This window comes from Streptosporangium jomthongense (genome assembly GCF_042650425.1).
GTDB lineage: Bacteria > Actinomycetota > Actinomycetes > Streptosporangiales > Streptosporangiaceae > Streptosporangium.
On the sequence record NZ_JBHSBC010000012.1, the window covers coordinates 97,206 to 120,332 of the forward strand.

The following is a 23,127-nucleotide window of genomic DNA, read 5'->3' on the forward strand; positions in this document are numbered from 1 at the left end:
CACGATGATCGTGATCAACCGCGAGGGCAAGGGCACGCTGACCGGCCTGACCCAGATGGGCGGCGAGGGGGCGCAGTGGATCGGGCAGGCGCCCTTCACCGACACCCCGCACATCTTCCAGAACCTGGGGGACGGCACCTTCCACCACTCGGGCTCGCTGGCCGTACGGGCGGCCGTCGGCGCGGGGGTCAACATCACCTACAAGCTGCTCTACAACAGCGCGGTCGCGATGACCGGCGGGCAGACGATCACCCCGTCGCTCGCGGTGGCCGACCTGACCCGCTGGCTGGAGACCGAGGGCGTGCGCAGGGTGATCGTCACGACCGACGAGCCCGAGCGTTACCGGGGGGTCAGGCTCTCCAGGATCGCCGAGGTCCGCGACCGGAGCGCGCTCGAACAGGCGCAGCGGGAGCTGGCCTCGATCCCCGGCGTGACCGTGCTGGTCCACGACCAGCAGTGCGCGGCGGAGAAGCGGCGGCTGCGCAAACGGGGCGAACTGCCCGACCCGGTCAGGCGGGTGGCCATCAACCAGCGGGTGTGCGAGGGCTGCGGCGACTGCGGGCAGAAGTCGGAGTGCCTGTCCGTGCTCCCGGTCGAGACGGAGTTCGGCCGCAAGACCGAGATCCACCAGTCCTCGTGCAACAAGGACTACTCGTGCGTCGAGGGCGACTGCCCGTCCTTCGTGACCGTCGTGCCCGGCAAGGACACCCGGCGGCGCCGGGCCGTACCCGTGCCGCCCGCGCTGCCCGCCCCCGAGCCGCGCGCCGGGGAGACGACGATCAGGCTGGTCGGCATCGGCGGGACCGGGGTGGTCTCCGTGGCGCAGATGCTCGGCACCGCGGCGATGCTGGACGGCAAGCGCTCACGCGGGCTCGACCAGACCGGCCTGGCCCAGAAGGGCGGCACCGTCGTCTCCGACGTCCGGATCTTCGAGGACGGCGAGGACCGCTCCGCGCGGGCGGGCACCGGCGCGGTCGACGCCTACCTGGCGCTCGACCTGCTCGGCGCGACCGACCCCAAGCACCTGAGCGCCGCCGACCCCGGGCGGACCGTCGCGGTGGTCTCGACCAGCCTGGTCCCCACCGGCTCCATGGTCGTCGACCCGTCCAGGCACGTCACCGAACTCGGCTCACCGATCGGCGCGCTCGAATCGCGCACCAGGAGCGAACTGAACGTCTACCTCGACGCCGAGGACCTGGCCCAGGCGCTGTTCGGCGACCACATGCCGGCCAACACGATCGTGGTCGGCGCGGCCTGGCAGCGCGGGCTCATCCCGCTGAGCCTGGAGTCGATCGAACGGGCCGTACGGCAGAGCGGGGGCAAGACCGCCGACCTGACGATCGCCGCCTTCCACTGGGGCAGGGCCGTCGTCGCCGCCCCCGAGGCCGTCGCCGAGGCGGCCCGCCCGCCCGCGCCGCCCGCCTCCCGTCCCGACCCGGAGCTCGCCCGGCTCGTCGACTCGATCGCCGAGCCCGGCACCGAACTGCACCGCCTTCTGACGGTCAGGGTGCCCGACCTGGCCGCCTACCAGAACCCGCGCTACGCGGCCGGTTACGCCGAGGCGGTGCGCGCGGTCAAGGCCGAGGAGGAGAAGGCCTCCAGGGGGACCTCCGGGGACTCGCTGCCGATCACCGAGGCCTACGCGCGTCACCTGCACCGGCTCATGGCCTACAAGGACGAGTACGAGGTCGCCAGACTGCACCTCGACCCGGCCGAGCGGGCCAGGATCGCCGCCGAGTTCGGGCCGGGTGCGAAGATCTCCTACAACCTGCACCCGCCGGTGCTGCGTGCCATGGGCATGAACCGCAAGATCCGCCTCGGCACCTGGTTCGACCCCGCCTTCCGCCTGCTGTACGGCATGCGCGGGCTGCGCGGCACCCGGCTGGACCCGTTCGGCATGGCCGGGGTGCGCAGGACCGAGCGGGCGCTGGTCGCGGAGTACACCCGCGACGTGCGGCGGGCCCTGTCCCACCTGACCCCCGAGACCGCGGCGACGGTCCTGGAACTGGCCGAACTGCCGGACGTCGTGCGCGGTTACGAGCACGTCAAGATGCGCAACGTGGCCGCCTACCGGGCCTCCGCCGCCTCCCTTCTCGGCCGCCTTTCCGGCGGCCGCAGGCCCGGCTCCCCCGAACGGGGGTGAGCCGGGGCCGCGAGACCCTCCGCACCGGTCAACGGCGCCCGGTGCGGAGAGGCGGCCCGCATCCGGCGGGTCTAACGGTTCACCAGCGGGCCGGAGCCGGTCGAGCGGCGTACGACCAGCTCGGGCTGGAAGACCAGTTCGACGTTCCTGCCCCGGGTGCCGCTGATCTCCTCGATGAGGGCCGCGACGGCGGCCGCGGCCATCGCGCCGACGGGCTTGCGGACGGTGGTCAGCGGCGGGTCGGTGAAGGCGATCAGCGGCGAGTCGTCGAAGCCGACCACCGAGACGTCCTCGGGCACGGACAGCCCCCGTTCCCGGCAGGCCCTGATCACGCCGAGCGCCATCAGGTCGGAGGCGCAGACGATCCCGGTGCAACCCTGTTCGAGCAGCCGGACCGCGGCGGCCTGGCCGCCCTCGACGGAGAACAGCGAGTGCGAGATCAGCTCGTCGGTCTCGTCCGCGCCGAGCAGGTGCGCCATCGCCTGGCGGTAACCCTCGATCTTGCGGATCACCGGCACGTACCGGCGCGGCCCGAGGGCCATGCCGATCCGCTCGTGCCCGAGGTCCACCAGGTGCTGCACGGCCAGCCACGCCGCCGCCCTGTCGTCGGGGGAGATGAAGGGGGCCTCGATCCGGTCGCTGTAGCCGTCCAGCAGCACGATCGGCAGGCCCCGGCCGACCAGTCGGGTGTAGCGCTCGACGTCGGCGGTGGTGTCGGCGTGCAGCCCGGAGACGAAGACGATGCCGCTGGCCCCCCGCTCCGTCAGCATCTCGGTGAACTCGTCTTCGGGGGCGCCGCCGGGAAGCTGGGTGCACAGCACCGGGGTGTAGCCGTGCTGGGTCAGCTCTCTTCCGAGAGCCTGGGCGAACGCCGGGAAGATCGGGTTGTCCAGCTCGGGGATCACCAGGCCGACCACCCCGTTGCTGCTCCCGCGCGGGCGCTGCGGGCGCTCGTAGCCGAGCACGTCCAGCGCGGCCAGCACCGCCTGCCTGGTCGTGACCGCCACGCCCGGCCTGCCGTTGAGCACCCGGCTGACCGTGGCCTCGCTCACTCCCGCCCGCGCCGCGATGTCGGCCAGTCTGACGCCCGCGCCGTCGAGGCGGGGCCGGGGGACCCGCGGGAGTTCGCCGTCCATCACAAGCACCCCACCATGCGGCCGAGCGGGGCGCAAGCCAGACGGCATCCGGCCCCCGTGAAAGGGTTCGCACAACTTTTCGCAAACTGTAACATTCAGCGACCGTCATCACGATCAGCACCTGAACCCTTGTCGTCGCGACGTCGGCCACCCGGAGCCGGGCTCCGGAAGTGGCCCGAAGGCAAGCGATTTCTAACCACATCTATGGACACACAGGTGAATGTCGCGATGTACTACCTCATCAATCACACGGCTGGATCCGGGCAGCGGAGTCCGGGAGGAACGAGCGCGCATGAGTACCGTCGTCCTCGACAATGTGACCAAGGTCTACCCCGGCGGGTACCTCGCGGTTGACCGCATCAACCTGCGCGCCGAGAACGGGGAGTTCCTTGTCCTGCTGGGGCCCTCGGGATGCGGTAAGTCCACGCTGCTACGGATGATCGCCGGGCTTGAGGAGGTCACCTCGGGCGACCTGTGGCTCGGCGGCACCCTCGCCAACGACCTGCCGCCGCGTGAGCGTGACGTCGCCATGGTCTTCCAGAACGGCGCGCTCTACCCGCACCGCACCGTGCGGGGCAACATGGCCTTCCCCCTGGAGATCGCCAAGGCCGACCCCGCCCTGGTGCGCGAGCGGGTGACCGAGCTGTCGAAGGCGCTGCACATCGACGAGACCCTCGACCGTCGTCCTGGAACGCTCTCCGGTGGTCAGCGCCAGCGTGTCGCGATGGGCAGGGCGATCGTCCGCCAGCCCTCGCTGTTCCTGATGGACGAGCCGCTGTCCAACCTCGACGCGGGCATGCGCACCGAGATGCGCATGGAGATCTCCTCGCTGGTCCGTTCCCTCGGCGTGACCACCATCTACGTCACCCACGACCAGGTCGAGGCCCTGACCCTGGCCGACCGCATCGCCATCATGAACCGCGGCGTGCTCCAGGACCTGGGCACCCCGGGACAGGTCTACAACGACCCGGCGACCGCCTTCACCGCGGCCTTCCTCAGCTCCCAGCAGCTCAACCTGCTGTCGGCCGTGGTCAAGACCCCGCAGAACCAGTTCATCATGCTGGACTTCGGGCCACATCAGATCACCATTCCTTGGACCGATCCCAGGGCGTACGTGATCTCCCAGCACGTCGGCCGTCAGATCATCGTCGGCCTGCGTCCCGACTGCCTCGCCCCGGTGCCGGAGACGTTCGAGGGCCCGGTCTTCTTCGGCCGGGTCAGGGCGCTTGAGTACCACGGCCACGAGTGGCTCGCCTACGTCGAGAGCGGCATCCAGTCCGTCGCCGTCCCCGAGCCGCCCGACCCGCGCCACAACGCCCACGCGATGGCCGCCTCCGGTGGCCGTGCGATGGCGGCCATCCGCAGGCTGCTGCCCGGCCGGTCCGCACAGGCCGAGACCGAGTACGGAAACGAGCAGGCGAGCGGGACCCATCGCAGGGCCGACCTCATCGTCCGGCTCGGCGCTCGTCCCGTCTGGCGGGCGGGGGAGCCCGCCAGGGTCGGCGTGGACGCCAGCCGGTTGATGCTCTTCACCGTGGACGGCTCGCGCATCGACCCGCCCCGCCGCTGAGCGGGACCGGACGCGCCCTGGGCGGGCCCGGGGACCCGGATCACGGCAAGGCCCGGATGAACGGCCTCAGACGCCCTGAGGGGTCTGCGGCGCGGTGCTGCGGCCGATGATGGAGACGATCTCCACGACACGGACCGCGCGGTCCAGCTCGGCGCGGTGGAACGGAGGCCCCTCCGTACGTGCGAGGACCAGATGGAGTCCCGCGCCGGGGACGGGCACGCTCATGAAGCGGTGGCGTCCCCCGGTGAGCGCGCAGGGGCGCAGGGCGGTGAGGTCGGCCGATCCGATCCCGGACAGGCCTCCCCGTTCGTCGAGGGACTCCGGCGCCTGCCAGCTTCGGTGGACGAGTTCGCCGCTCTCGGAGGAGACGACGACCGCCCACTCGGCGCTCACCAGGTCCGGGATGGCGTCGACCAGGGTGGCGAAGGCCCGCCCCGGCTCCGCGACGACGTGCCTGAGCAGGTCGTAGTCGGGGGACGTCCCGGGGATCTCCCTGGTCCGCCAGACGGCCTCGACACGGATGCCCGGCACGGCGGAGAGCCGGTCCCTGACGCCCTCCGGGCCGAACGGTCCCGGCCAGGAGACGGTGAAGTCGTCGACGACCCGCCCCGCCTCACGTTCCAGCACCGTCACCTGGAGGATGTCGGCGCCCAGCGTGCCGAGCACCCGGGCCACCTGGCCCAGGGCCCCCGGCCTGTCGGGAAAGGACACCCGCAGTCGCAACATCATCGTCGATCCCCCCTCTCCGAACACAGGGTGTCCTAGACAGGTTTCACGGATGTTCCGGGGAGATGTCCAAGATAAGACCTTAAATCCGAAAAATTCGGAAAGCTTAGTGCTGGTAGGCGCCCGCGTCGGGAACCACCGAAGGGGCCTTCCCCGCCAGGTCACGGGCCTGGGAGGCGCCGCCGTACCAGGCAGGGTTGAGTTTGAGGCCCCGGCCGAGGGCCGGGGAGCCCGGCTTCAGGCGCAGGTCGTTCCCACCCCTGAAGCGCGGATCGGCGACGACGGACCGCGAGCCGAGCTTGAACCCGCGGGACCTGCCCCGGTAGACGCTGCCGCCCTCGTCGGCCCCCGCACCGTCCTCGTAGCCCATCTGGCCGCCGACCACGATGACGTTGTTGCGCAGTTTGAGGATGGCCGGGGAGCAGCCGTCATGACACGACCAGCCGATGGTGTCGCGGGCGGGGAGGTACACCGAGTTCTGCACCGCCACCGTGCCGAGCACCGGCCCGACCACATGACCGGCGCCCCGGGTGATCAGGAAGGAGCCACGTTTGCGTGAGGAGGTCACCACGTTGAAGGCGAACACGTTCCCGGTCGCGGTCCTGCCCTTGCGCGCGCCCAGCTCCGCGAAGGTCTCGTTGTCGCGGGCGATGTTCCTGACCACCCGGTTGCGGTCGCCGTTGAACACCTCGACCGCGGCGCCGTCGGTGCCGTAGTCCTGGCTGGCGGCGTAGCTGCCGGTGATGACGTTGTCGGAGACCAGGTTGTCGTCGCCGTTGAGCAGCACACCGAAGGCGCCGGAGTCGTTGTCACCGCCGTTGTCGTTGACGCTCATGCGGTCGTTGCGGGTCAGCACGCTGTTCCTCAGGACGTTGCGTGCTCCGACGAGGTTGACGCCGCTGGCGTTGCGGTCGGCCAGGACGCCGTCGAGCTCGTTGTCGTCTCCGGTCACCTCGAAGCCCGCCCACTGGCAGCCGCTCGCGCGCACCCCGGTCACCCGCAGGTGGGAGCCGCCGAGCACCACGCAGCTCTCCGTGCCCTCGCCGCCGACCTTCGGCGCCGAGCCCGTGCCGTACGGCTCGACCACGACGGGCCGCGCCGCGGTGCCCTTCGCGCGAAGCCGCAGCGGTCCCTGCCACACTCCGCCGCGACTGAGCCGCACCACGTCGCCGGGGCGCAACCTGGCGTCGTTGACCTTGCCCAGGGAACGCCACGCCTTCTCCGGCGAGGTGCCCGCGGCCGCGTCGTCGCCCTTCTCGGAGTCGACGTAGTAGACGCCGCCCGCCCGCGCCTGGGCGGGGCCGGGGACCGCGACGAGGAGACCGCTCACGGTGAACACCGCGAGAGCGGGAACGGTCCATCGCGGAATGATCGACTCCATGTAGGCACGTCCCATCGCTGAGTGACGGTCAGCGGAGATCCTGGCACAGGGAGCCCCCGCCGGACCATCGGGGGCGGCAGGCACCCAGCGAACCGTTACAACTCTTTCACCGGCGTTGAGGTGGGCATTGCCCGGCGAACGGCGCTCTCACGCGCCCTCGCGCTCCCACCAGACAGCGGAGTCGGGGGCGAGCCGCGCCAGGCCGCCCTCGATTACCGGCTCCTCGCTGGCCAGCAGGACACGTCCCGGCGCGGGCAGTTCGACCGGCTCACCGGTCAGGTTGACCGTGCAGGCGAACCCCTCGCCACGGGCGAAGGCCAGCGTCCCCTCCGGGGAGGGCAGCCACGCCAGAGCGTCCTCACCGAAGGAGCCCCGGGCACGCCTGACCTCCAGGGCCCGCCGGTACAGGTTGAGCGTGGAGGAGGGGTCGGCCAGCTGCGACTCGACGCTGAGCGGCCCCCACGAGGCGGGTATCGGCAGCCAGGGGTCCTCGCCGCCCGGCAGGCCGAAGCCGAGGTGCGGCTCGGCCTCGTTCCACGGCAGGGGCACCCGGCAGCCGTCCCTGCCCGCCTCCGGGTCGCGCAGCCGCTGCGGGTCGTGCAGGAACTCCTCCGGCAGGTCGAGGACCTCGGGCAGGCCGAGCTCCTCCCCCTGGTAGACGTAGGCCGATCCGGGCAGGCCGAGCGTCAGCAGCGCCGCGGCGCGGGCCCTGCGCAGGCCCGTCCCGCCGCCGCCGTAGCGGGTGACGTGCCGTTTGACGTCGTGGTTGGACAGCACCCAGGTGGTCGGGGCGCCAACCGACCCGGCGGTGTCCAGAGACTCCTGGATCACCGCGCGGAACGCCGCCGCCTCCCACGGGGTGCCCAGGAAGTGGAAGTTGAAGGCCTGGTGCAGCTCGTCGGGGCGGACGTAACGGGCCAGCCGTCCCGGGGAGGGCGCCCACGCCTCGGCGACGCCGATCCGCTCGCCGGGGTAGGAGTCCAGGAGCCTGCGCCAGGCCCGGTGGATGTCGTGGACGCCATCCTGGTCGAAGAACGGCACCACGTCGGTGCCGATCATCCGGATCTGGTCGGGATGGCCGACGTCGGGCAGCCCCGGCGCCTTGACCATGCCGTGCGCCACGTCCACCCGGAAGCCGTCGACGCCCAGGTCGAGCCAGAAGCGCAGGACCGACTCGAACTCGGCGTGGACCTCGGGATTCTCCCAGTTCAGGTCGGGCTGCTCGGAGGCGAACAGGTGGAGGTACCACTCGCCGTCCGGCAGCCGGGTCCAGGCGCGCCCCCCGAAGATCGACTCCCAGTCGTTCGGCGGCAGCTCCCCGTTCTCGCCCCTGCCCTCGCGGAAGACGTAGCGCTCCCGCTCCGGGCTGCCCGGTCCCGCCTCAAGCGCCTCCCGGAACCAGGCGTGCCGGTCGGAGGTGTGGTTGGGCACGACGTCCACGATCACCCTCAGCCCGTACCGATGCGCCTCCTCGACGAGCGCGGCGGCGTCGGCCAGCGTCCCGAAGATCGGATCGACGTCCCGGTAGTCCGCCACGTCGTAGCCGAAGTCGGCCATCGGCGAGGTGTAGAACGGGGTCAGCCAGAGGGCGTCGACACCCAGGTCCGCGAGGTACGGCAGGCGCCCGCGCACCCCGAGCAGGTCACCGATCCCGTCCCCGTTGCCGTCGGCGAAGCTGCGCACGTAGACCTGGTAGATCACCGCGTCGCGCCACCAGCGGGTGGCCGTCCCGTCTGCTCCGCCGGGGCGGTGGGATTGGGCGAGTTCGGTCATGGGGGTCCCCCGATCAGACGACTGTCAGACCGTGACGCCCGGCGGGCCCACGGTATGGCGGTCCCCGCCGCGGCCGGGGACGGACCACCGGGCCGGGCAGGATACGCCGGACGTTACGCGGCGGTAAGCCGAAGCGAAAGAATTTGCCGCAACTTTCTGCAAACTTGTTACAGGAAGATGTCAAGACAGGGCCCGGAGCGCCCACCAGGAAAGTCACCATATATCCGTCTAGCTGCATGTTTCTCACTCCGGAGGCACCGAGGACTTCCGATGAAACCCCCGTAACCGCTTGCGTCACGGCCGCCTCGCGGGGAACGAGGAGGTCAGGAAAGCGTGCCCGTGAGGCGAGGAGACCGCGAACGTGAGCCAGGCAACGGAGCACGACGGCGCAGGGGGTGACATCGATCCCGGCCGGGCGTGGGCGCACTGGATCGACGGCGGGACGGTCGTCTGGGACCTGGACGGGGACCCGGCCGGGTTCGGCCACAGCCTGCTCCTGTCCGGCGAGGGCGGCATCGCCCGCACGGGCGGGGACCTGACCGGCGCCCTCGGGGTCATCCGCCTGTCCCCCGGCTCGCTCACCGCCGCGCAGCTGGCCGTACGGCCTCACCTGGCCGGGCGGACGGCCTTCACGGTCGATCCGCGTGACGCGGGCCTGGTCCCCTCGGCACTGCGCGGCCAGGTGGTCGCCGTGCGGCGGGACCCGGCGGGGGCGCCGCTGGCCGCGACCGGGGTGCAGATCGCCGGGGTGCTCGACGACCTCTACCGGGCGGCGGCCGACGCCGAGCTGGGCCCGGTCTGGGAGGACGGCGTCCCCAGGGTCTCGGTCTGGGCCCCGACCGCCGGGAAGGTACGGCTGGCGCTGTACGACACCCCCTCCGGGGCGGGCCGTACCGTGCGTCCGATGCGGCGCGACGACGGGACGGGCGTCTGGTCGGTCACCGGCGACCCGTCGTGGAGAGGGCGCTACTACACCTTCCTGGTCACGGTTTACGCCCCGGCCGCGGGAAAGGTCGTCGTCAACGAGGTCACCGACCCATACGGCCTGTCGCTGTCGGCCGGCTCCACGCGCAGCCAGTTCGCCGACCTCGCCGACCCCGCCCTGGCCCCGGAGGGCTGGGCCGAACTGCGCAAGCCCCCCGTCACCCGGCACCGGCCGGTGATCCACGAACTGCACGTGCGCGACTTCTCCGCCGGCGACCCGTCGGTCCCCGAGGAGGAGCGGGGCACCTACGCCGCCTTCGCCCGGGACTCGGCGGGGACGGCGGAGCTGCGCTCCCTGGCCCGGGACGGCCTGACCCACGTGCACCTGCTGCCGGTCTTCGACTTCGCCACCGTCCCGGACCGCCGGTCCGAGCGGACCGAGCCGGACGGCGACCTGGCCTCGATGCCGCCGGACTCCGAGCTGCAGCAGGAACGTGTGGCCCTGACGGCGGCGCGGGACTCCTACAACTGGGGCTACGACCCGCTGCACCACACGGTGCCCGAGGGTTCCTACGCCTCCGACCCCGACGGGACGGCGCGGATCGTGGAGTTCCGGCGGATGGTCGCCGAACTGAACCGGATGGGGCTGCGGGTGGTCATGGACGTGGTCTACAACCACGCCTACGCCTGCGGTCAGCACCCCTCGGCCGTGCTCGACCGGCTCGTGCCCGGCTACTACCACCGGCTGCTCGACGACGGCACGGTCGCCACCTCGACCTGCTGCGCGAACACCGCCCCCGAGCACCTCATGATGGGCAGACTCGTCGTCGACTCCGTCGTCACCTGGGCCCGCGAGTACAAGGTGGACGGCTTCAGGTTCGACCTGATGGGCCATCACCCGAAGGCGAACCTCCTGGCGGTTCGCGAGGCCCTCGACCGGCTCACCCCCGGCGCCGACGGCGTGGACGGCGCCTCGGTCCTGCTGTACGGCGAGGGCTGGGACTTCGGCGAGGTCGCGGGCGGCGCCCGTTTCGAGCAGGCGACCCAGACCGCCATGGCGGGTACCGGGATCGCCACCTTCAGCGACCGGCTGCGGGACGCGGTGCGCGGCGGCGGCCCCTTCGACGCCGACCCGAGGGTGCGGGGCTTCGGTTCCGGCCTGGCGGGACCGCCCGACGACTCACCCGTGAACGGCACGCCCGAGCAGCGGCGGGGGCGGCTGCTGTACTACCAGGACCTGATCAAGGCGGGGCTCGCGGGCAACCTGCGCGACTACGCCTTCACCGCCTCGGACGGCAGGTGGACGCGGGCCTCGGAGATCGGCTACAACGGCTCCCCCGCCGGGTACACCGCCTCACCCGGCGAGGTCGTCACCTATGTGGACGCCCACGACAACGAGACGCTGTTCGACGCGCTGGCCTACAAGCTGCCCAGGTCGACGACGATGGCCGACCGGGTGCGGATGCAGACGCTCTCGCTGGCCACCGTACTGCTCGGGCAGGGCCTCGCGTTCGTGCACGCGGGCAGCGAACGGCTCCGCTCGAAGTCCTTCGACCGCAACTCCTACGACTCGGGCGACTGGTTCAACCGGCTGCTGTGGGACCCCGCGCTGGGCAACGGGTTCGGCGCGGGCCTTCCCCCGAGGGCGGGCAACGAGGCCAGGTGGGAGTACGCCAGGCCACTGCTGGCCGACCCCGCCCTCAGACCGGACCGCGCGGCGATCCGCTCGGCCAGGGCGAGGTACGGCGAGTTGCTGAGGATCCGCGCCTCGTCCCCCGCCTTCGCGCTCGGCTCCCTCGACGAGGTGCAGGCGCGCCTGTCCTTCCCCGCCGCCGGGCCGCGGGAGATCCCCGGCGTGGTGACCATGCATCTGGACTCCGACGGCCTCGACCCGCACCGGACGTCGCTGACGGTCGTCTTCAACGCGACACCGGGGACCGTGACGCAGGCCGTCGCGGCGCTGGCGGGCGCCCGGGTGGAACTGCACCCCGTCCAGGCAGGTGGCGGCGACCCCGTCGTCCGGAGGTCCGGCTTCGACCCCGCGACCGGCACGCTGAGCGTCCCCGCCCGCACGGTCGCCGTCTTCGTACGGCCCGCGCCCTGAGAGGGGTCACCAGGCCGGGGAGGCGTCCCCGCTCATCAGCCTGGCCAGCCCCGGGTAGTCGGCGACGACGCCGTCCCCGTCGAGGGTGAGGTCGGCGCCGAAGCCCTCTCCCTCGAAGCGCACCCGGCCCTGCGCCAGGTGGACGTAGCGCTGCGGGTGACGGGTCACGTGCAGGTGGGGCACCCCGACCCAGGCGGTGACGAGGTCGATCCGCCCGTCGTTGGCGTCGAGGCCGTGGCGCAGGATCGGCATGGTGTTGGTCAGCGGAGACAGCGCGAGATCGCAGTCGAGCGCGTCGCCCAGGGCGTTCACGTCACCGCCCGGGGACGGCCCGCCCAGGTTCCCCTCCTCCTTGGTCTCGCAGGACCAGGCTCCGTGCACGGAGCGGCGCAGGTCGAGCGCCCGGTGCCAGCCCGCTCCGTGGACCCGCACCGACAGCAGTTCGGTGACATATCCGGTCAGGGTGCGCAGGGTGTACTCAAGGCGGTAGGGCACGGGGTCGGTGCCGATCGCCACCCCGACCGCCGTCAGCTCCGCCCCGAGGTCCACCTCGGCATACTCGGCGCCCCCGTCCTTCATCCACACCAGCCCGCGCATCCGCCGTCCCCTCTCCCCCGGATGTCCCCGACCCCTGCGGAACGGCCGTACCCCGGCAGGCCATGACGAACCATTACGCCACGGCGCGCCGCCGCCCGGCACTTCCGGTGATCGCGAAGTTTCGCCAGGATTGGTCCCGTGAACCGCACAGCCGCACGCCTCGGAGTCCTCCTGCTCGCCGGAGCGGCCGTGGCGGCCGTGCTCCTGGCGCTGCTGACCCCCTTCTCCTCCGGCGGGACACCGCGTGGCCCGGAGATGTCCCCGCTCGGCTCCGGGCCGGGAAGCGTCCACGTCAACCGGCTGAGCGAGCGCGACCACGAGCTCACGATCCGCTCGGCCGCGCTGGGACGCGAGGGCATGGTCCGGGTGCTGCTGCCCGGCGGGTGGCGCCCCGGATCGGGGCCGTGGCCGGTGCTGTACCTGCTCAACGGGTGCTGCCAGTCCGAGTACGACGCGTGGACGACCCAGGGGGAGGCGGCCAGGCTCACCTCGGCCTATCCGGTGATCGTGGTCATCCCCGAGGGGGGCCAGGTGGGCTTCTACTCGGACTGGCGGGAGGGCCCCGCCTGGGAGACCTTCCACCTCACCGAGGTCCGCCGCGTCCTGGAGCGCGACTACGGCGCCGGGGACCGCAGGGCGGTGGCGGGGCTGTCCATGGGCGGGCTCGGCGCGATGTCCTACGCGGCCCGTCACCCGGGGATGTTCCGGGCGGCGGCCTCCTTCTCCGGTGTGCTGAACACCCTCGACGGCAACAACGGCGTCGACTGGCTGCTCAACGAGTACGGCGAGGACTCCGCCGACCTGTGGGGCGGCCACCGTGACCCCGCCTGGGCGGCGCACAACCCGGCCGACCTGACCGCCGGGCTGCGCGGGGTGCGGCTCTTCGTCTCCTGCGGGGACGGCACACCCGGGTCTCTCGACCCGCTGGGCACCGCCCCCGACCGCGGGGAGGCCACTCTGCTGCGTCAGGCGCAGACCTTCGTCAACCGGGCCCAGGCGAACGGCGCGCGGGTCGTGACCGACTTCTACGGCCCCGGAACCCACAGCTGGCCGTACTGGCGGCAGAGCCTGGAACGGGCGCTGCCCATGCTCATGGACTCCATCGGCGCGAGCGCCTGACCGCGCACGGCGACACATCCGGTATGCCCCACACTGCCCTCCGTGTTGGAGCCCCCGGCTCTCCGGAAAGTTAAGACGACCGACTCTGGGCGTTCAGCTCAGTCACCCCTGTCCGGTCACCCCCGTGACTAGCGTTCCTAAAACGCCCCAGCTCAGGGGCATTTGCCGCATGTCACGAGGAGCAACCTTGCGAGTCCTGGCCGTTGTCCCCGCCCGTGGAGGATCAGCGGGCGTCCCGCTGAAGAACCTGGCCGCGGTCGGCGGCACTCCCCTGGTCGCCCGCGCGGTCAAGGCCTGCCTGCGGGCCGAACTGATCGACGAGGTGGTGGTCAGCACCGACCACAGGGGGATCGCCGAGGCGGCCCGTGAGGCGGGGGCGACCGTGATCGAACGCCCCGAGGAGCTGAGCGGCGCGACCGCCTCAAGCGAGTCGGCCGTCCTGCACGTCCTCGACCACCTGTCCGACGTGCCGGACGTGGTCGTCCTGGTGCAGTGCACCAGCGCGTTCATCGACCCGGCCGACCTGGACGGCGCGATCGTCAAGGTCCTCGACGGCACCGCAGACGTGGTGTTCTCCGGGCTGGAGACGCACGAGTTCCTGTGGAGCTCGGCGGGCGCGGGCATCAACCACGACCCCGCGCACCGGCCGCGCCGCCAGGACCGCGAGCCCGACTACCGCGAGACCGGCGCCTTCTACGTGATGCGCACCGAGGGCCTGCGCGAGCACGGTCACCGCTTCTTCGGCGCCGTCTCCGTGCAGCCCGTCCCCGCCAGGCACGCCCTGGAGATCGACTCTCCCGAGGACCTGGAGATCGTCAGGGCCCTCGCGCCGTTCGTCGACCTGCCCGAGCCCATCGACGTGGACGCGGTGATCACCGACTTCGACGGCGTGCACACCGACGACCGCGCCTACGTGGACCAGGACGGCCACGAGACGGTCGCGGTCAGCCGCTCCGACGGCATGGGCATCTCCCTGCTGCGCAGGGCGGGCGTCAAGCTGATGATCATGTCGACCGAGCAGAACCCGGTGGTCACCGCCCGTGCCCGCAAGCTCGGCGTGCCCGTCCTGCAGGGGCTGACCGACAAGCGGACCGTGCTGCGCGACTGGCTGGCCATCGAGGGCATCGACCCCTCCCGCGTCGCCTACGTCGGCAACGACGTCAACGACCTCGGCCCGATGGGCGACGTCGGCTGGCCCGTCGCGGTCCCCGACGCCCACCCCAAGGTCCGCGCCGCGGCCAGGACCGTGCTGACCAGGCCCGGCGGGGCCGGAGCCGTACGGGAACTGTGCGACCGCGTCCTGGCCGCGCGCCCCGCGACGGAGACGGCCGCGACCCCCGCCCCCAGGACCGAGCTGCGGCTCTCCCCGGTCGCCAAGCCGGTCCAGATCGGCGACGCGCTGGTCGGCTCGGGCCAGCCGGTCTACGTGATCGGCGAGATCGGCATCAACCACAACGGCGACATCGACATCGCGCGCAGGCTCATCGACGTGGCCGCCGAGGCGGGCTGCCAGGCGGTCAAGTTCCAGAAGCGCACCCCGGAGATCTGCGTGCCGCTTGAGCAGCGCGACCAGATCCGGCAGACGCCGTGGGGCGAGATGACCTACATGGAGTACAAGGTCAGGACCGAGTTCGGTCTCGACGAGTACACCGAGATCGCCAGGTACTGCCAGGAGCGCGGCCTGCACTGGTTCGCCTCGCCGTGGGACGTGCCCTCGGTCGAGTTCCTCGAGGCCATGGACGTCGTCACGCACAAGGTCGCCTCGGCCAGCGTCACCGACGTGGAGCTGCTGCAGGCCCTGGCCGCGACCGGCAAGCCGATCATCCTCTCGACCGGCATGTCCACCCTTGAGGAGATCGACAGGGCGGTGGAGATCCTCGGCACCTCCAAGCTGGTGCTGATGCACGCGACCTCCACCTACCCCCTGCCGCCCGAGGAGGCCAACCTCCGCACGATCGTCACCCTCCAGGAGCGCTACGGCGTGCCCGTCGGCTACTCCGGCCACGAGCGCGGCCTGCAGATCTCCCTGGCCGCGGTGACGCTGGGCGCGGTGACCGTCGAGCGGCACATCACGCTGGACCGCACCATGTGGGGCTCCGACCACGCCGCCTCGCTCGAACCCTCGGGCCTGGAGCACCTGGTCCGTGACATCCGCATCATCGAGACCGCCCTCGGCGACGGCGTCAAGCGCGTCTTCCCCGGCGAGGAGGCCCCGAAGGCCCGGCTGCGGAGGGTGCGGGTCTGAGTTGTGTTCCTTTGCGACGCCTTCGGCGTCGCGGGGCTTGGGCGCCCCGGGTCGGCGCTTTCCCTCGTCACTCCGTCGCTGCGCTCCTGCGTTCCTCAGTCCAAGCACCGACGCGCCCAAGCCGAAACTCCTCACGCTTGGGGCCGGTAAAGCACAAGATCAAAAACCTCACGTGTAGGGCTTAGGAAGTCCCCGCGTGGGGGTCGAATCACCAGAGAAAACAGAAAAGGGAAAACTTGATCACGTTGTCCGTCGTCGTCCCGGTCAAGGACGCCGAGCTCTACATCTCCGACGCGTTGACCTCCCTGGTCAGGAACGCGCGCAGGGACTTCGAGTTCATCGTGGTCGACGACGGATCGACGGACGCCACCGGGCAGATCATCGAGGACTTCCGCGACGAGCTGCCCGGCCTGGTCGTAGTGCACAACGACAGGCCGGTCGGGCTCGCCGACGCCCGCAACCTCGGGACCTCGCTGGCCTCCGGGCGCTACCTGACCTTCATGGACGGCGACGACTGGCTGGCGCCCGACTACCTCGCCGAACTGACCGGGGCGATCGAACGGCTCGGATGTGACTTCGTCCGGGTGGACCACGTCCAGGCCGAGGGGCGCAAACGGGTGATCCACCGGGCGCCGCTCGCCGTACGGGAGACGGTGCTGAAGCCCCGCGACCACATCCTGCCCACCGGGGTGAAGACGATGGTCGACTACCCCTACGCGTGGGCCGGGATCTACCGTCGCGACCTGGGTGAGCTGCTGACCTTCCCCGGGCACCTGCACACCGCCGAGGACCGGCCGTGGATCTGGCGCCTGCACCGGCAGGCGGGCTCGTTCGCGGTGGTCTCGCTCGCGGGCCTGTTCTACCGCAGGATGGTCACCGGCTCGCTGACCCAGGTGGGCGACGCCAGGCAGCTGCACTTCTTCGACGCCTTCGACCTGGTCCTCTCCGACCTGGAGGAGGAGTTCGCCCCGAAGGCGGTGCGGACCTTCTGCGCCCTCCTCGCCCACCATCTGGAGCTGGCCGACCGCTTCTCCCCCGACCTGCGCGCCCGCTTCGAAAAGCGCGGCGCCGACGCCCTCAGGCGGTTGCCCTCCGACCTGCTCGCCGCGGGCCGGCTGGAGCCGGAGCGCGACCAGATCCTGCAGACACTGCTGGAGACCCGATGACACAGCTGTTCTACGCCTCGACGCTGTTCGGCGCGATGACGCTCGGGGCGGCGATCGACGAGGGGCTCTTCGGCCCGCACCCGGGCCGCAGGATCCTGCTGGTCTCGAACAACGCGGCCATCCCGGAGATCACCCCCTCCCTCGACCAGGCCCCCGGCTTCGCCGCGCTGCGTCCCCGGTTCGACGAGGTGTGGTCGTGGAACGACATCGTGGCGCCGCTGCACCCCTCCGACTGGAAGGCCCGCATCATCGAGGTCCCGATGCTGGGCCGTCTCCTGCGTTCCCACCTCTCCCTTGAGGAGGGGCCCCGGGAACTGATCCTGGAGTCCATCGCGGTGCCGCCCGCCAGGACGATCGCCGGCCTGGTCAAGGACTGCCCGATCACGGTCTACTCCGACGGCCTGATGAGCTACGGCCCGACCCGTGACCCCCTGCCGCAGGAGATCTCGGGGCGGATCACCCGCCTGCTCCACCTGGACCTCGTTCCCGGCCTGTCGCCGCTGCTGCTCTCCGAGTACGGCGTGCCCGCGGTCGCCCTGCCCGACCGGGCCTTCCTCGACGTCCTCGCCCAGGCGGAACGGCTCACGCACGGCACGCGGGGCCTTCCCCGCGGTCAGGCGATGATCCTCGGCCAGTACCTGTCGGCGCTCGACATCGTCACCCAGGACGAGGAGGCCGGGCTGCACGCGGACATGCTGCGCGGCCTGGCCGCGAGGGGGTTTCGCTCGGTGCTGTTCAAGCCGCACCCGGCGGGCGGGCGGCGACACGCCCAGCGGCTCCGCGAGACGGCCGCGGAGCTGGGGGTTGAACTGACGGTCGTCGGGGAGAGCGTCCCCGCCGAGTCGTGTTTCGCCACGCTTGAACCCGAGCTGGTCGTCGGCTGCTTCTCCACCGCCCTGGTGACCGCGAGCAGGCAGTTCGGGCTGCCGGTCGCGACGCTCGGAGGCGACCTGGTGCTCGAACGGCTGGCGCCGTACGAGAACAGCAACCGCGTCCCGGTCACGATCACCGACGCCCTGCTCCCCCGCCTGTCCCCCGACGGGTCGCTGGAGGAGCCGCCCCCGGTCGATCTTCCCGCGCTGGTGGGCGCCGTCGGCTACTGCATGCAGAGCACCGTCCACCCCGGGCTGCGTGAACGGGCCGTCGCGTATCTGGAGGCCAACGGCCCCGCCCGCTACTTCAAGCGTCAGCGCCTGACGGCCCTGGACCTGCTCCCCACCACGCCCGCCCCGGAGCCGGGCCCCCTGGGCAAAATCCGCCGCCGCCTCTCCAAGGCCCTCTCCTGACCCGCCGGCACCCCGCTTCTTGCACCCTCACGAGGGGCTCCCCGCCCCAGGCGTGAGGGTTTTGGTCTTGTGCCTTACCGGCGCCAAGCGTGAGGAGTTTCGGCTTGGGCGCCGTCGGTGCTTGGACTGAGGAACGCAGGAGCGAAGCGACGGAGTGACGAGGGAAAGCACCGACCTGAAGCGCCCAAGCCCGCGACGCCGCCAGGCGGAGCAAAGAGACACGGCTTGGGCGCGTCGGTGCTTGGACTGAGGAACGCAGGAGCGAAGCGACGGAGTGACGAGGGAAAGCACCGACCCAGGGCGACCAAGCCCCGCGACGCCGCCAGGCTGCGCAAAGAGACACAACCCGCGACGCCGCCAGGCGGCGCAAAAGTCACAGTTTCAGGTAGCGGCGCATGCGGCGTTTGGCGCGGTAGCCGACTCGGAGGACGTTGGGCGGCACCTCCACGCGCAGGCGGGCGCGCCTGCGGGCTGCGGCGTACTGCGGGCCGTCCAGCAGGGAGGTCGCGGGGACGAGGCGTCCCGAGCGGGACTGGCCGACGAGGGCGACCATCTGCGACACCCAGTCGCTCTCCCCGTTGGGGTGGAAGTAGTTCGCCCTGCACCAGGCCTCGTCCGGGGTGTGGAAACGGCCCTGAGCCAGGTCGTCCATGGTGCCGAGCAGACCGCTTCCCTCGAAGACCAGGTTGATCATCTCGGCGCTGACGCCGAAGTCGGACAGCACCAGCAGCGGCACGTCCTGGGCGATGGCCTCCAGTGCGGCGGTCGAGCTGACGGTGACGAATCCGGCGGCGTGCGCCAGGTGCTCGTGCATGGCTCCGGCGGCGAACCGCACCGCGCCGGGGCGGACCCGCCCCTCGGTCTCCAGGGCCTGCCACAGACGCTGGTAGTTGTGGCGTTCGTTGTGCGTCTGGCGTTCGTTGTCCAGGGCGCGCAGTTTGACGACCACGTCCAGGTCGGGGCGCCGTCCGGCCAGGTCGGCCAGCGCGAGCAGGATCCGTTCCCTGTCCTCCCTGCGCTTGGGCACCTTGGCCTGGGTGGCGAACACGACGCGGTCGCGGGGCCCCGCCGCGGGGACCTGCCCGCTGTCGCGCAGGAACGGCAGCCGGGTGAGGCCGATCTGTCCTCCGCCGCCGAGTTCCTTGCCGATGGTGGAGAACTCCTCGACCTCCCGCCCGCTGTGCAGGACGAACAGGTCGCATCCGCTGCGGAAGATCCATGCCTTCTCGGTCGCCGGGATGGAGATGCCCGGCAGGCCGGAGACGAAGACGGGCCGGGGCGTGAGGCCGGAGAGGACCTCGCTGACCAGCACGTCCACCACGGGCCCTGTGCAGGCGACCAGCACCACGTCGGGCCTGAACCGCTCGGCGGCCCTGCGCAGGGCTCTGGCGGACAGCACCGGCGGGTCACCGGCCGCGCCGGCCACGGCCGCGTGGATCTGGGCCGGTGAGGGCGTGATGGGGGTACGGACCACCGTCAGCTCCGCCGTACAGCCCGAGGGCAGGCCCTCAAGCAGGTAGGCGGCCCACTTCAGGTAGGAATCCGAGTCGGCCACGGCCAGGACCTTCAACCTGTGACTCCAGTGTCGTGATGGGCGAACATCGATAGGTGCGTTCTGAGGGAGGGCGCCGCCTGGGCGGTCCACCACTCGTCGGGGACGTCCACGGTCTCCACGACGACGCCGCGGGCCGACAGCAGGACGCGCAGGGAGGTGACCGCGGTCGAGGGCAGGCTCAGGACCCGCTGCTCGGCCTCCAGTCCGCGCAGCGTCATCTCCGCGGGGGCGCCGCCGTCGTAGACGGTGATCCCGGGCTGCCTGCCGACCCTGGCGAGGTCGCCGGGGTCCTCTCTGCGGTGCGGGAAGTAGGCGACGGGCCCGGTCGAGCCGAGTCCGGCCAGCCAGCCGAAGTAGTGGTCGCGGTGGATGAGGCCGTTGCGGACCAGGGAGGTGCCCAGGACGACGGTGCGTTCCCTCGGCCCCGGTCTGCGCATGGGCTGGGACCTGAGCCAGGCGAAGTCGTGGGTGACCAGTTCGGCCCCCCGTGCGCGTACGGCCCGCGCCAGGTCGTCGGGGACGGGCAGCGCCGTGAAGATCGACAGGCGGCCTGCCCGGGCGGCCGCCCGCAGCCGCATGCCCGCGGCCGAGCCGAGCACCTTCCTGAGCGGTCCCGGGGTGGCTCTGGCCCGGAGCAGGGGCGTCCAGAACCGCCCGGTGAGCAGTTCCAGGAGCCTGATCGTGGCGAGCCCGTCGTCGACGATCACCATCCGGCCGGGCAGGGCGGTGAGCCAGGCCGCCTGGACCTTGCCGGAGAAGGCGTCGCCGACCGCCCAGCTCGTCCCCCTGCGGGGCCTGGGCATCTCGGGCGAGGGCTCGTCGAGTTCGAGCCCGGCCGGTGGGCCGAGTTTGGCGATCTCACGGCGGGTGACGGCCAGCGGGCGCAGCCCGGCCCTGGGCACCACTCGTGCGTGGGCGCCGAGCAGCCCCGCGTGGTGGGCCTCCACGGCGCAGAGCATCTGCAGCGGGGACTCCACCCAGGCAACGGCCGAACCCTGCTCCCGCGCGTGGTCTCGACCGTCCTCCACGCCGGGCGATGACCCGTTCACGACCGCCTCACCGTAACCCGGACGTCTTACGGCGCCGGGAACTACGGGTGAACACACGAATATGCCCTCTTGCGGGTCGTACTCGTGACGATCTACCGTAGTGTACGAAACCGTTTCGTACAGCTGGCCCCGGAGACGCCGATCATGTGGACCGCTGATGACATTCCCGACCTGTCCGGCAGTACGGCACTGGTCACGGGTGCCAGCAGCGGGATAGGGCTGGCGACCGCCCTGCACCTCGCCCGGCGAGGCGCCGAGGTGATCATGACCGCGCGCGACCGGGCCAGGGGGCGGGTGGCGCTGGAGAGGGTCAGGGCGGCGGCCCCGGAGGGACGGGTCGAGCTCAGAGGCCTTGACCTGGCCGATCTCGCCTCGGTGCGGGCGTTCACGGACGACCTTGACCGGCCGATCGACCTCCTCGTCAACAACGCGGGCGTCGCCATGATTCCACGGCGGACGACGGCCGACGGCTTCGAGGCCCAGTTCGGCGTCAACCATCTCGGGCACTTCGCCCTGACCGGGTCGCTACTGCCCCGGCTACTGGCCGGACAGGGGGCCAGGGTCGTCACGGTCTCCAGTGGCGCGCACGCGATGGGGCGGATCGACTTCGACGACCTGGGGCTGGAGAACGGCTACCGCCGCTTCGGCGCCTACTGCAGGTCCAAGCTGGCCAACCTGCTGTTCGCCCTCGAACTACAGCGCCTGGCCGGAGGCAAACTGCTCAGCCTGGCCGTCCATCCCGGGCCGACGGCCACCTCGATCATGCGGCCGGGCGTGTTCACCCGGCCGGTCACCTCCTTCATGCGGCTGGCGCTCAAGGCTCCGGAGAAAGGGGCCCTCCCCTCCCTGTACGCCGCGACCCACCCCGGCGTGGCCGGCGGCACGTACGTCGGCCCCGGCCCCAGGGCGCTGACGCCTTCGCCCAGGGCTCTCGACGAAGACCTGGCGCGGCGGCTGTGGATCGTCTCCGAGGAGCTCACAGGCGTACGGTTCGCCGCGCTCACGTCACGCCCCTGACCGGCCCAGGGGCCGGGGGCGACCCCGCCGGGACGGGTAAAGAGACCCCCTCTTGACCCGGTGGAGGAGGGGTCGGCCAAAAGATCTACGTTCACCTGGCACGCGAAGTCCTTGCCCTTGCCCTTCATCGTGCCCGTCGTGTCGCGATCCCCTCTCCCACCGGGGATCGCGTCACCGAAAGGGAGATCGTCCCGGGTGGACGAGGCCCCAGTCTTCCCCCTCGAACGAGGCCCATTCCCAAGCCAAGGCAATGTGTCGGACTTGTAATCGTCTGTCCGGTTCACGTACGTTCAACGAATTCGCGGCGAACGCCCAGACCTTCGCAGGTCAGCGCATTGCCACGACATTGCCCGACCGTGCTCCACCAGGTGGACATCCGCCTGATGGACACGGCCGCCGAATCCGCGAGTCTCGCGGAACCGGGGACCCAGGTCCTTTGGGGTGAATCAGCGCATACGCGCTGTAGGACACTTTCCAGTCCGAACCCGTCAGCTAACCCGGTAGGCGGCATGGAAGCGACGCAAGGAGCAGTACCCCATGGCCAAGCACCGCCTTACCTCCACCCCCAAGACGCACTACCTGGCCCGTGTCATCCTCGGCACCGCCATCGCCCTCAGCGGCGGGGTCGTCGCCGGTGGACCCGCCCTGGCGGACACCCCCGAGCAGACGTCCGCCACCGTCCGGAACGCGAGCGCGGACACCGCCAAGACCAGCCTCCAGACCACGGCCGAGCGCCTGCCCAAGGTGACCGCCCAGCAGGTTCTGAACATCGCCTCCCAGCAGATCGGCGTCAGCGAGAACGCCCAGGGCGGCGGCACCAAGTTCCACTCCTGGTACATGTCCAGTGAGCGCGCCAAGGAGACCACCGCCCGTGACGGTGGCCGCATCCAGGACTACGCCAACGCCCCCTGGTGCGCGATGTTCGTCTCCTGGGTCGGCGAGCAGGCCGGCATCCGCCCCACCATGGGCTGGGACGCCTACACCGTCACCCACGCCAAGTGGTTCAGGGACAACGGCCACTGGGGCACCACTCCCAAGCCCGGCGCCGTCGTCTACTTCGACTGGAAGGGCGGCAAGGACCTCGACGGGATCGACCACGTCGGCTTCGTGAAGCAGGACAACGGCAACGGCACGATCACCACGATCGAGGGCAACACCGGCAACGGCAAGGTCGAGCAGCGCATCCGTCCGACCTCCCAGGTCGTCGGCTACGGCTACCCGGTCTACAGCGGCTGACCCCATCCCCTCCCTCCGTACGGCCCCCGCCGTACGAGACCCCCATCCGCGGCGGACTCCCCGCCCGCCGCGGCGGTGATCCCCCGAATCCGGAAAGGGG

Annotated in this window: 16 protein-coding genes and 1 riboswitch; of the genes, 9 read left to right on the forward strand and 7 right to left on the reverse strand. The window is 71.4% G+C overall.

The features are described 5' to 3' along the window. Window positions 1-2,143, forward strand: a 2,143-nt coding sequence (locus ACFOYY_RS12225) for an indolepyruvate ferredoxin oxidoreductase family protein (protein WP_386189831.1), incomplete at its 5' end; no start/stop codon positions are given. A gap of 71 nt (window positions 2,144-2,214) precedes the next feature. Here ACFOYY_RS12225 and ACFOYY_RS12230 read toward each other — a convergent pair. Next, the gene (locus ACFOYY_RS12230) at window positions 2,215-3,279 is read right to left on the reverse strand and encodes a LacI family DNA-binding transcriptional regulator (RefSeq protein WP_362916709.1); all 1,065 of its coding nucleotides are present in this window, start codon (window positions 3,277-3,279) and stop codon (window positions 2,215-2,217) included. A gap of 292 nt (window positions 3,280-3,571) precedes the next feature. On the opposite strand from ACFOYY_RS12230, the gene ACFOYY_RS12235 reads away from it, so the two are divergent. Next, window positions 3,572-4,849: an ABC transporter ATP-binding protein gene (locus ACFOYY_RS12235; RefSeq protein WP_352009343.1), complete on the forward strand. Its 1,278-nt coding sequence runs from the start codon at window positions 3,572-3,574 to the stop codon at window positions 4,847-4,849. A gap of 66 nt (window positions 4,850-4,915) precedes the next feature. Here the strand turns inward: ACFOYY_RS12235 and ACFOYY_RS12240 are convergent, their stop codons facing one another. From ACFOYY_RS12240 to ACFOYY_RS12250, 3 genes are all read right to left on the reverse strand, one after another. Continuing rightward, a complete protein-coding gene (locus ACFOYY_RS12240; protein WP_352009342.1) occupies window positions 4,916-5,578 on the reverse strand; it encodes an amino acid-binding protein in 663 nt (220 codons plus the stop codon). 103 nt (window positions 5,579-5,681) lie between these two features. Beyond that, complete coding sequence (locus ACFOYY_RS12245; protein WP_386189832.1) at window positions 5,682-6,956, reverse strand: hypothetical protein; 1,275 nt, start codon at window positions 6,954-6,956, stop codon at window positions 5,682-5,684. 147 nt (window positions 6,957-7,103) lie between these two features. Beyond that, window positions 7,104-8,729, reverse strand: coding sequence for a glycoside hydrolase family 13 protein (locus ACFOYY_RS12250; RefSeq protein ID WP_386189833.1), 1,626 nt, complete (start codon window positions 8,727-8,729; stop codon window positions 7,104-7,106). A 361-nt stretch (window positions 8,730-9,090) separates the two neighbouring features. Here ACFOYY_RS12250 and pulA point away from each other — a divergent pair, with 361 nt between their 5' ends. Next, window positions 9,091-11,757, forward strand: a complete 2,667-nt coding sequence (gene pulA / locus ACFOYY_RS12255; protein WP_386189834.1) for a pullulanase-type alpha-1,6-glucosidase — start codon at window positions 9,091-9,093, stop codon at window positions 11,755-11,757. 6 nt (window positions 11,758-11,763) lie between these two features. Here pulA and ACFOYY_RS12260 read toward each other — a convergent pair whose 3' ends face one another. Further along, window positions 11,764-12,354, reverse strand: coding sequence for a putative glycolipid-binding domain-containing protein (locus tag ACFOYY_RS12260; protein ID WP_352009338.1), 591 nt, complete (start codon window positions 12,352-12,354; stop codon window positions 11,764-11,766). A gap of 138 nt (window positions 12,355-12,492) precedes the next feature. Here ACFOYY_RS12260 and ACFOYY_RS12265 point away from each other — a divergent pair, with 138 nt between their 5' ends. The 4 genes from ACFOYY_RS12265 to ACFOYY_RS12280 all read left to right on the forward strand — a co-directional run bounded on the left by ACFOYY_RS12265 (window position 12,493) and on the right by ACFOYY_RS12280 (window position 18,170). Continuing rightward, complete coding sequence (locus tag ACFOYY_RS12265) at window positions 12,493-13,473, forward strand: alpha/beta hydrolase (protein ID WP_352009337.1); 981 nt, start codon at window positions 12,493-12,495, stop codon at window positions 13,471-13,473. Between the two features lie 187 nt (window positions 13,474-13,660). Next, window positions 13,661-15,718 (forward strand): N-acetylneuraminate synthase family protein, encoded by a 2,058-nt coding sequence (locus ACFOYY_RS12270; protein WP_386189835.1) that lies wholly within the window; start codon window positions 13,661-13,663, stop codon window positions 15,716-15,718. Between the two features lie 236 nt (window positions 15,719-15,954). Then, complete coding sequence (locus tag ACFOYY_RS12275) at window positions 15,955-16,884, forward strand: glycosyltransferase family 2 protein (protein ID WP_386189836.1); 930 nt, start codon at window positions 15,955-15,957, stop codon at window positions 16,882-16,884. Continuing rightward, complete coding sequence (locus ACFOYY_RS12280) at window positions 16,881-18,170, forward strand: polysialyltransferase family glycosyltransferase (RefSeq protein ID WP_386189837.1); 1,290 nt, start codon at window positions 16,881-16,883, stop codon at window positions 18,168-18,170. The genes ACFOYY_RS12275 and ACFOYY_RS12280 overlap by 4 nt, the downstream gene beginning before the upstream one ends. Window positions 18,171-18,543: 373 nt before the next feature. On the opposite strand, the gene ACFOYY_RS12285 is transcribed toward ACFOYY_RS12280, so the two are convergent. Next, a complete protein-coding gene (locus ACFOYY_RS12285; RefSeq protein WP_352009333.1) occupies window positions 18,544-19,725 on the reverse strand; it encodes a DUF6716 putative glycosyltransferase in 1,182 nt (393 codons plus the stop codon). 11 nt (window positions 19,726-19,736) lie between these two features. After that, the gene (locus ACFOYY_RS12290; protein WP_352009332.1) at window positions 19,737-20,774 is read right to left on the reverse strand and encodes a hypothetical protein; all 1,038 of its coding nucleotides are present in this window, start codon (window positions 20,772-20,774) and stop codon (window positions 19,737-19,739) included. 144 nt (window positions 20,775-20,918) lie between these two features. Here ACFOYY_RS12290 and ACFOYY_RS12295 point away from each other — a divergent pair, with 144 nt between their 5' ends. Both ACFOYY_RS12295 and ACFOYY_RS12300 read left to right on the forward strand, forming a co-directional pair. Further along, on the forward strand, window positions 20,919-21,791 hold the full coding sequence (locus ACFOYY_RS12295) for an oxidoreductase (RefSeq protein ID WP_386189838.1): 873 nt from the start codon (window positions 20,919-20,921) through the stop codon (window positions 21,789-21,791). A gap of 384 nt (window positions 21,792-22,175) precedes the next feature. Next, a riboswitch (cyclic di-AMP (ydaO/yuaA leader) is annotated at window positions 22,176-22,313 on the forward strand. Between the two features lie 15 nt (window positions 22,314-22,328). Further along, the gene (locus tag ACFOYY_RS12300; RefSeq protein WP_362916729.1) at window positions 22,329-23,027 is read left to right on the forward strand and encodes a CHAP domain-containing protein; all 699 of its coding nucleotides are present in this window, start codon (window positions 22,329-22,331) and stop codon (window positions 23,025-23,027) included. Window positions 23,028-23,127 lie beyond the last annotated feature (100 nt).

Bases quoted from the DNA above. Each gene is read 5' to 3' on its own strand.
- ACFOYY_RS12245 (WP_386189832.1), bottom strand. From the start codon at position 6,956: ATGGAGTCGATCATTCCGCGATGGACCGTTCCCGCTCTCGCGGTGTTC.
- ACFOYY_RS12240 (WP_352009342.1), bottom strand. From the start codon at position 5,578: ATGATGTTGCGACTGCGGGTGTCCTTTCCCGACAGGCCGGGGGCCCTG.
- ACFOYY_RS12235 (WP_352009343.1), top strand. From the start codon at position 3,572: ATGAGTACCGTCGTCCTCGACAATGTGACCAAGGTCTACCCCGGCGGG.
- ACFOYY_RS12250 (WP_386189833.1), bottom strand. From the start codon at position 8,729: ATGACCGAACTCGCCCAATCCCACCGCCCCGGCGGAGCAGACGGGACG.
- ACFOYY_RS12230 (WP_362916709.1), bottom strand. From the start codon at position 3,279: ATGGACGGCGAACTCCCGCGGGTCCCCCGGCCCCGCCTCGACGGCGCG.
- ACFOYY_RS12300 (WP_362916729.1), top strand. From the start codon at position 22,329: ATGGCCAAGCACCGCCTTACCTCCACCCCCAAGACGCACTACCTGGCC.
- ACFOYY_RS12280 (WP_386189837.1), top strand. From the start codon at position 16,881: ATGACACAGCTGTTCTACGCCTCGACGCTGTTCGGCGCGATGACGCTC.
- ACFOYY_RS12260 (WP_352009338.1), bottom strand. From the start codon at position 12,354: ATGCGCGGGCTGGTGTGGATGAAGGACGGGGGCGCCGAGTATGCCGAG.
- ACFOYY_RS12295 (WP_386189838.1), top strand. From the start codon at position 20,919: ATGTGGACCGCTGATGACATTCCCGACCTGTCCGGCAGTACGGCACTG.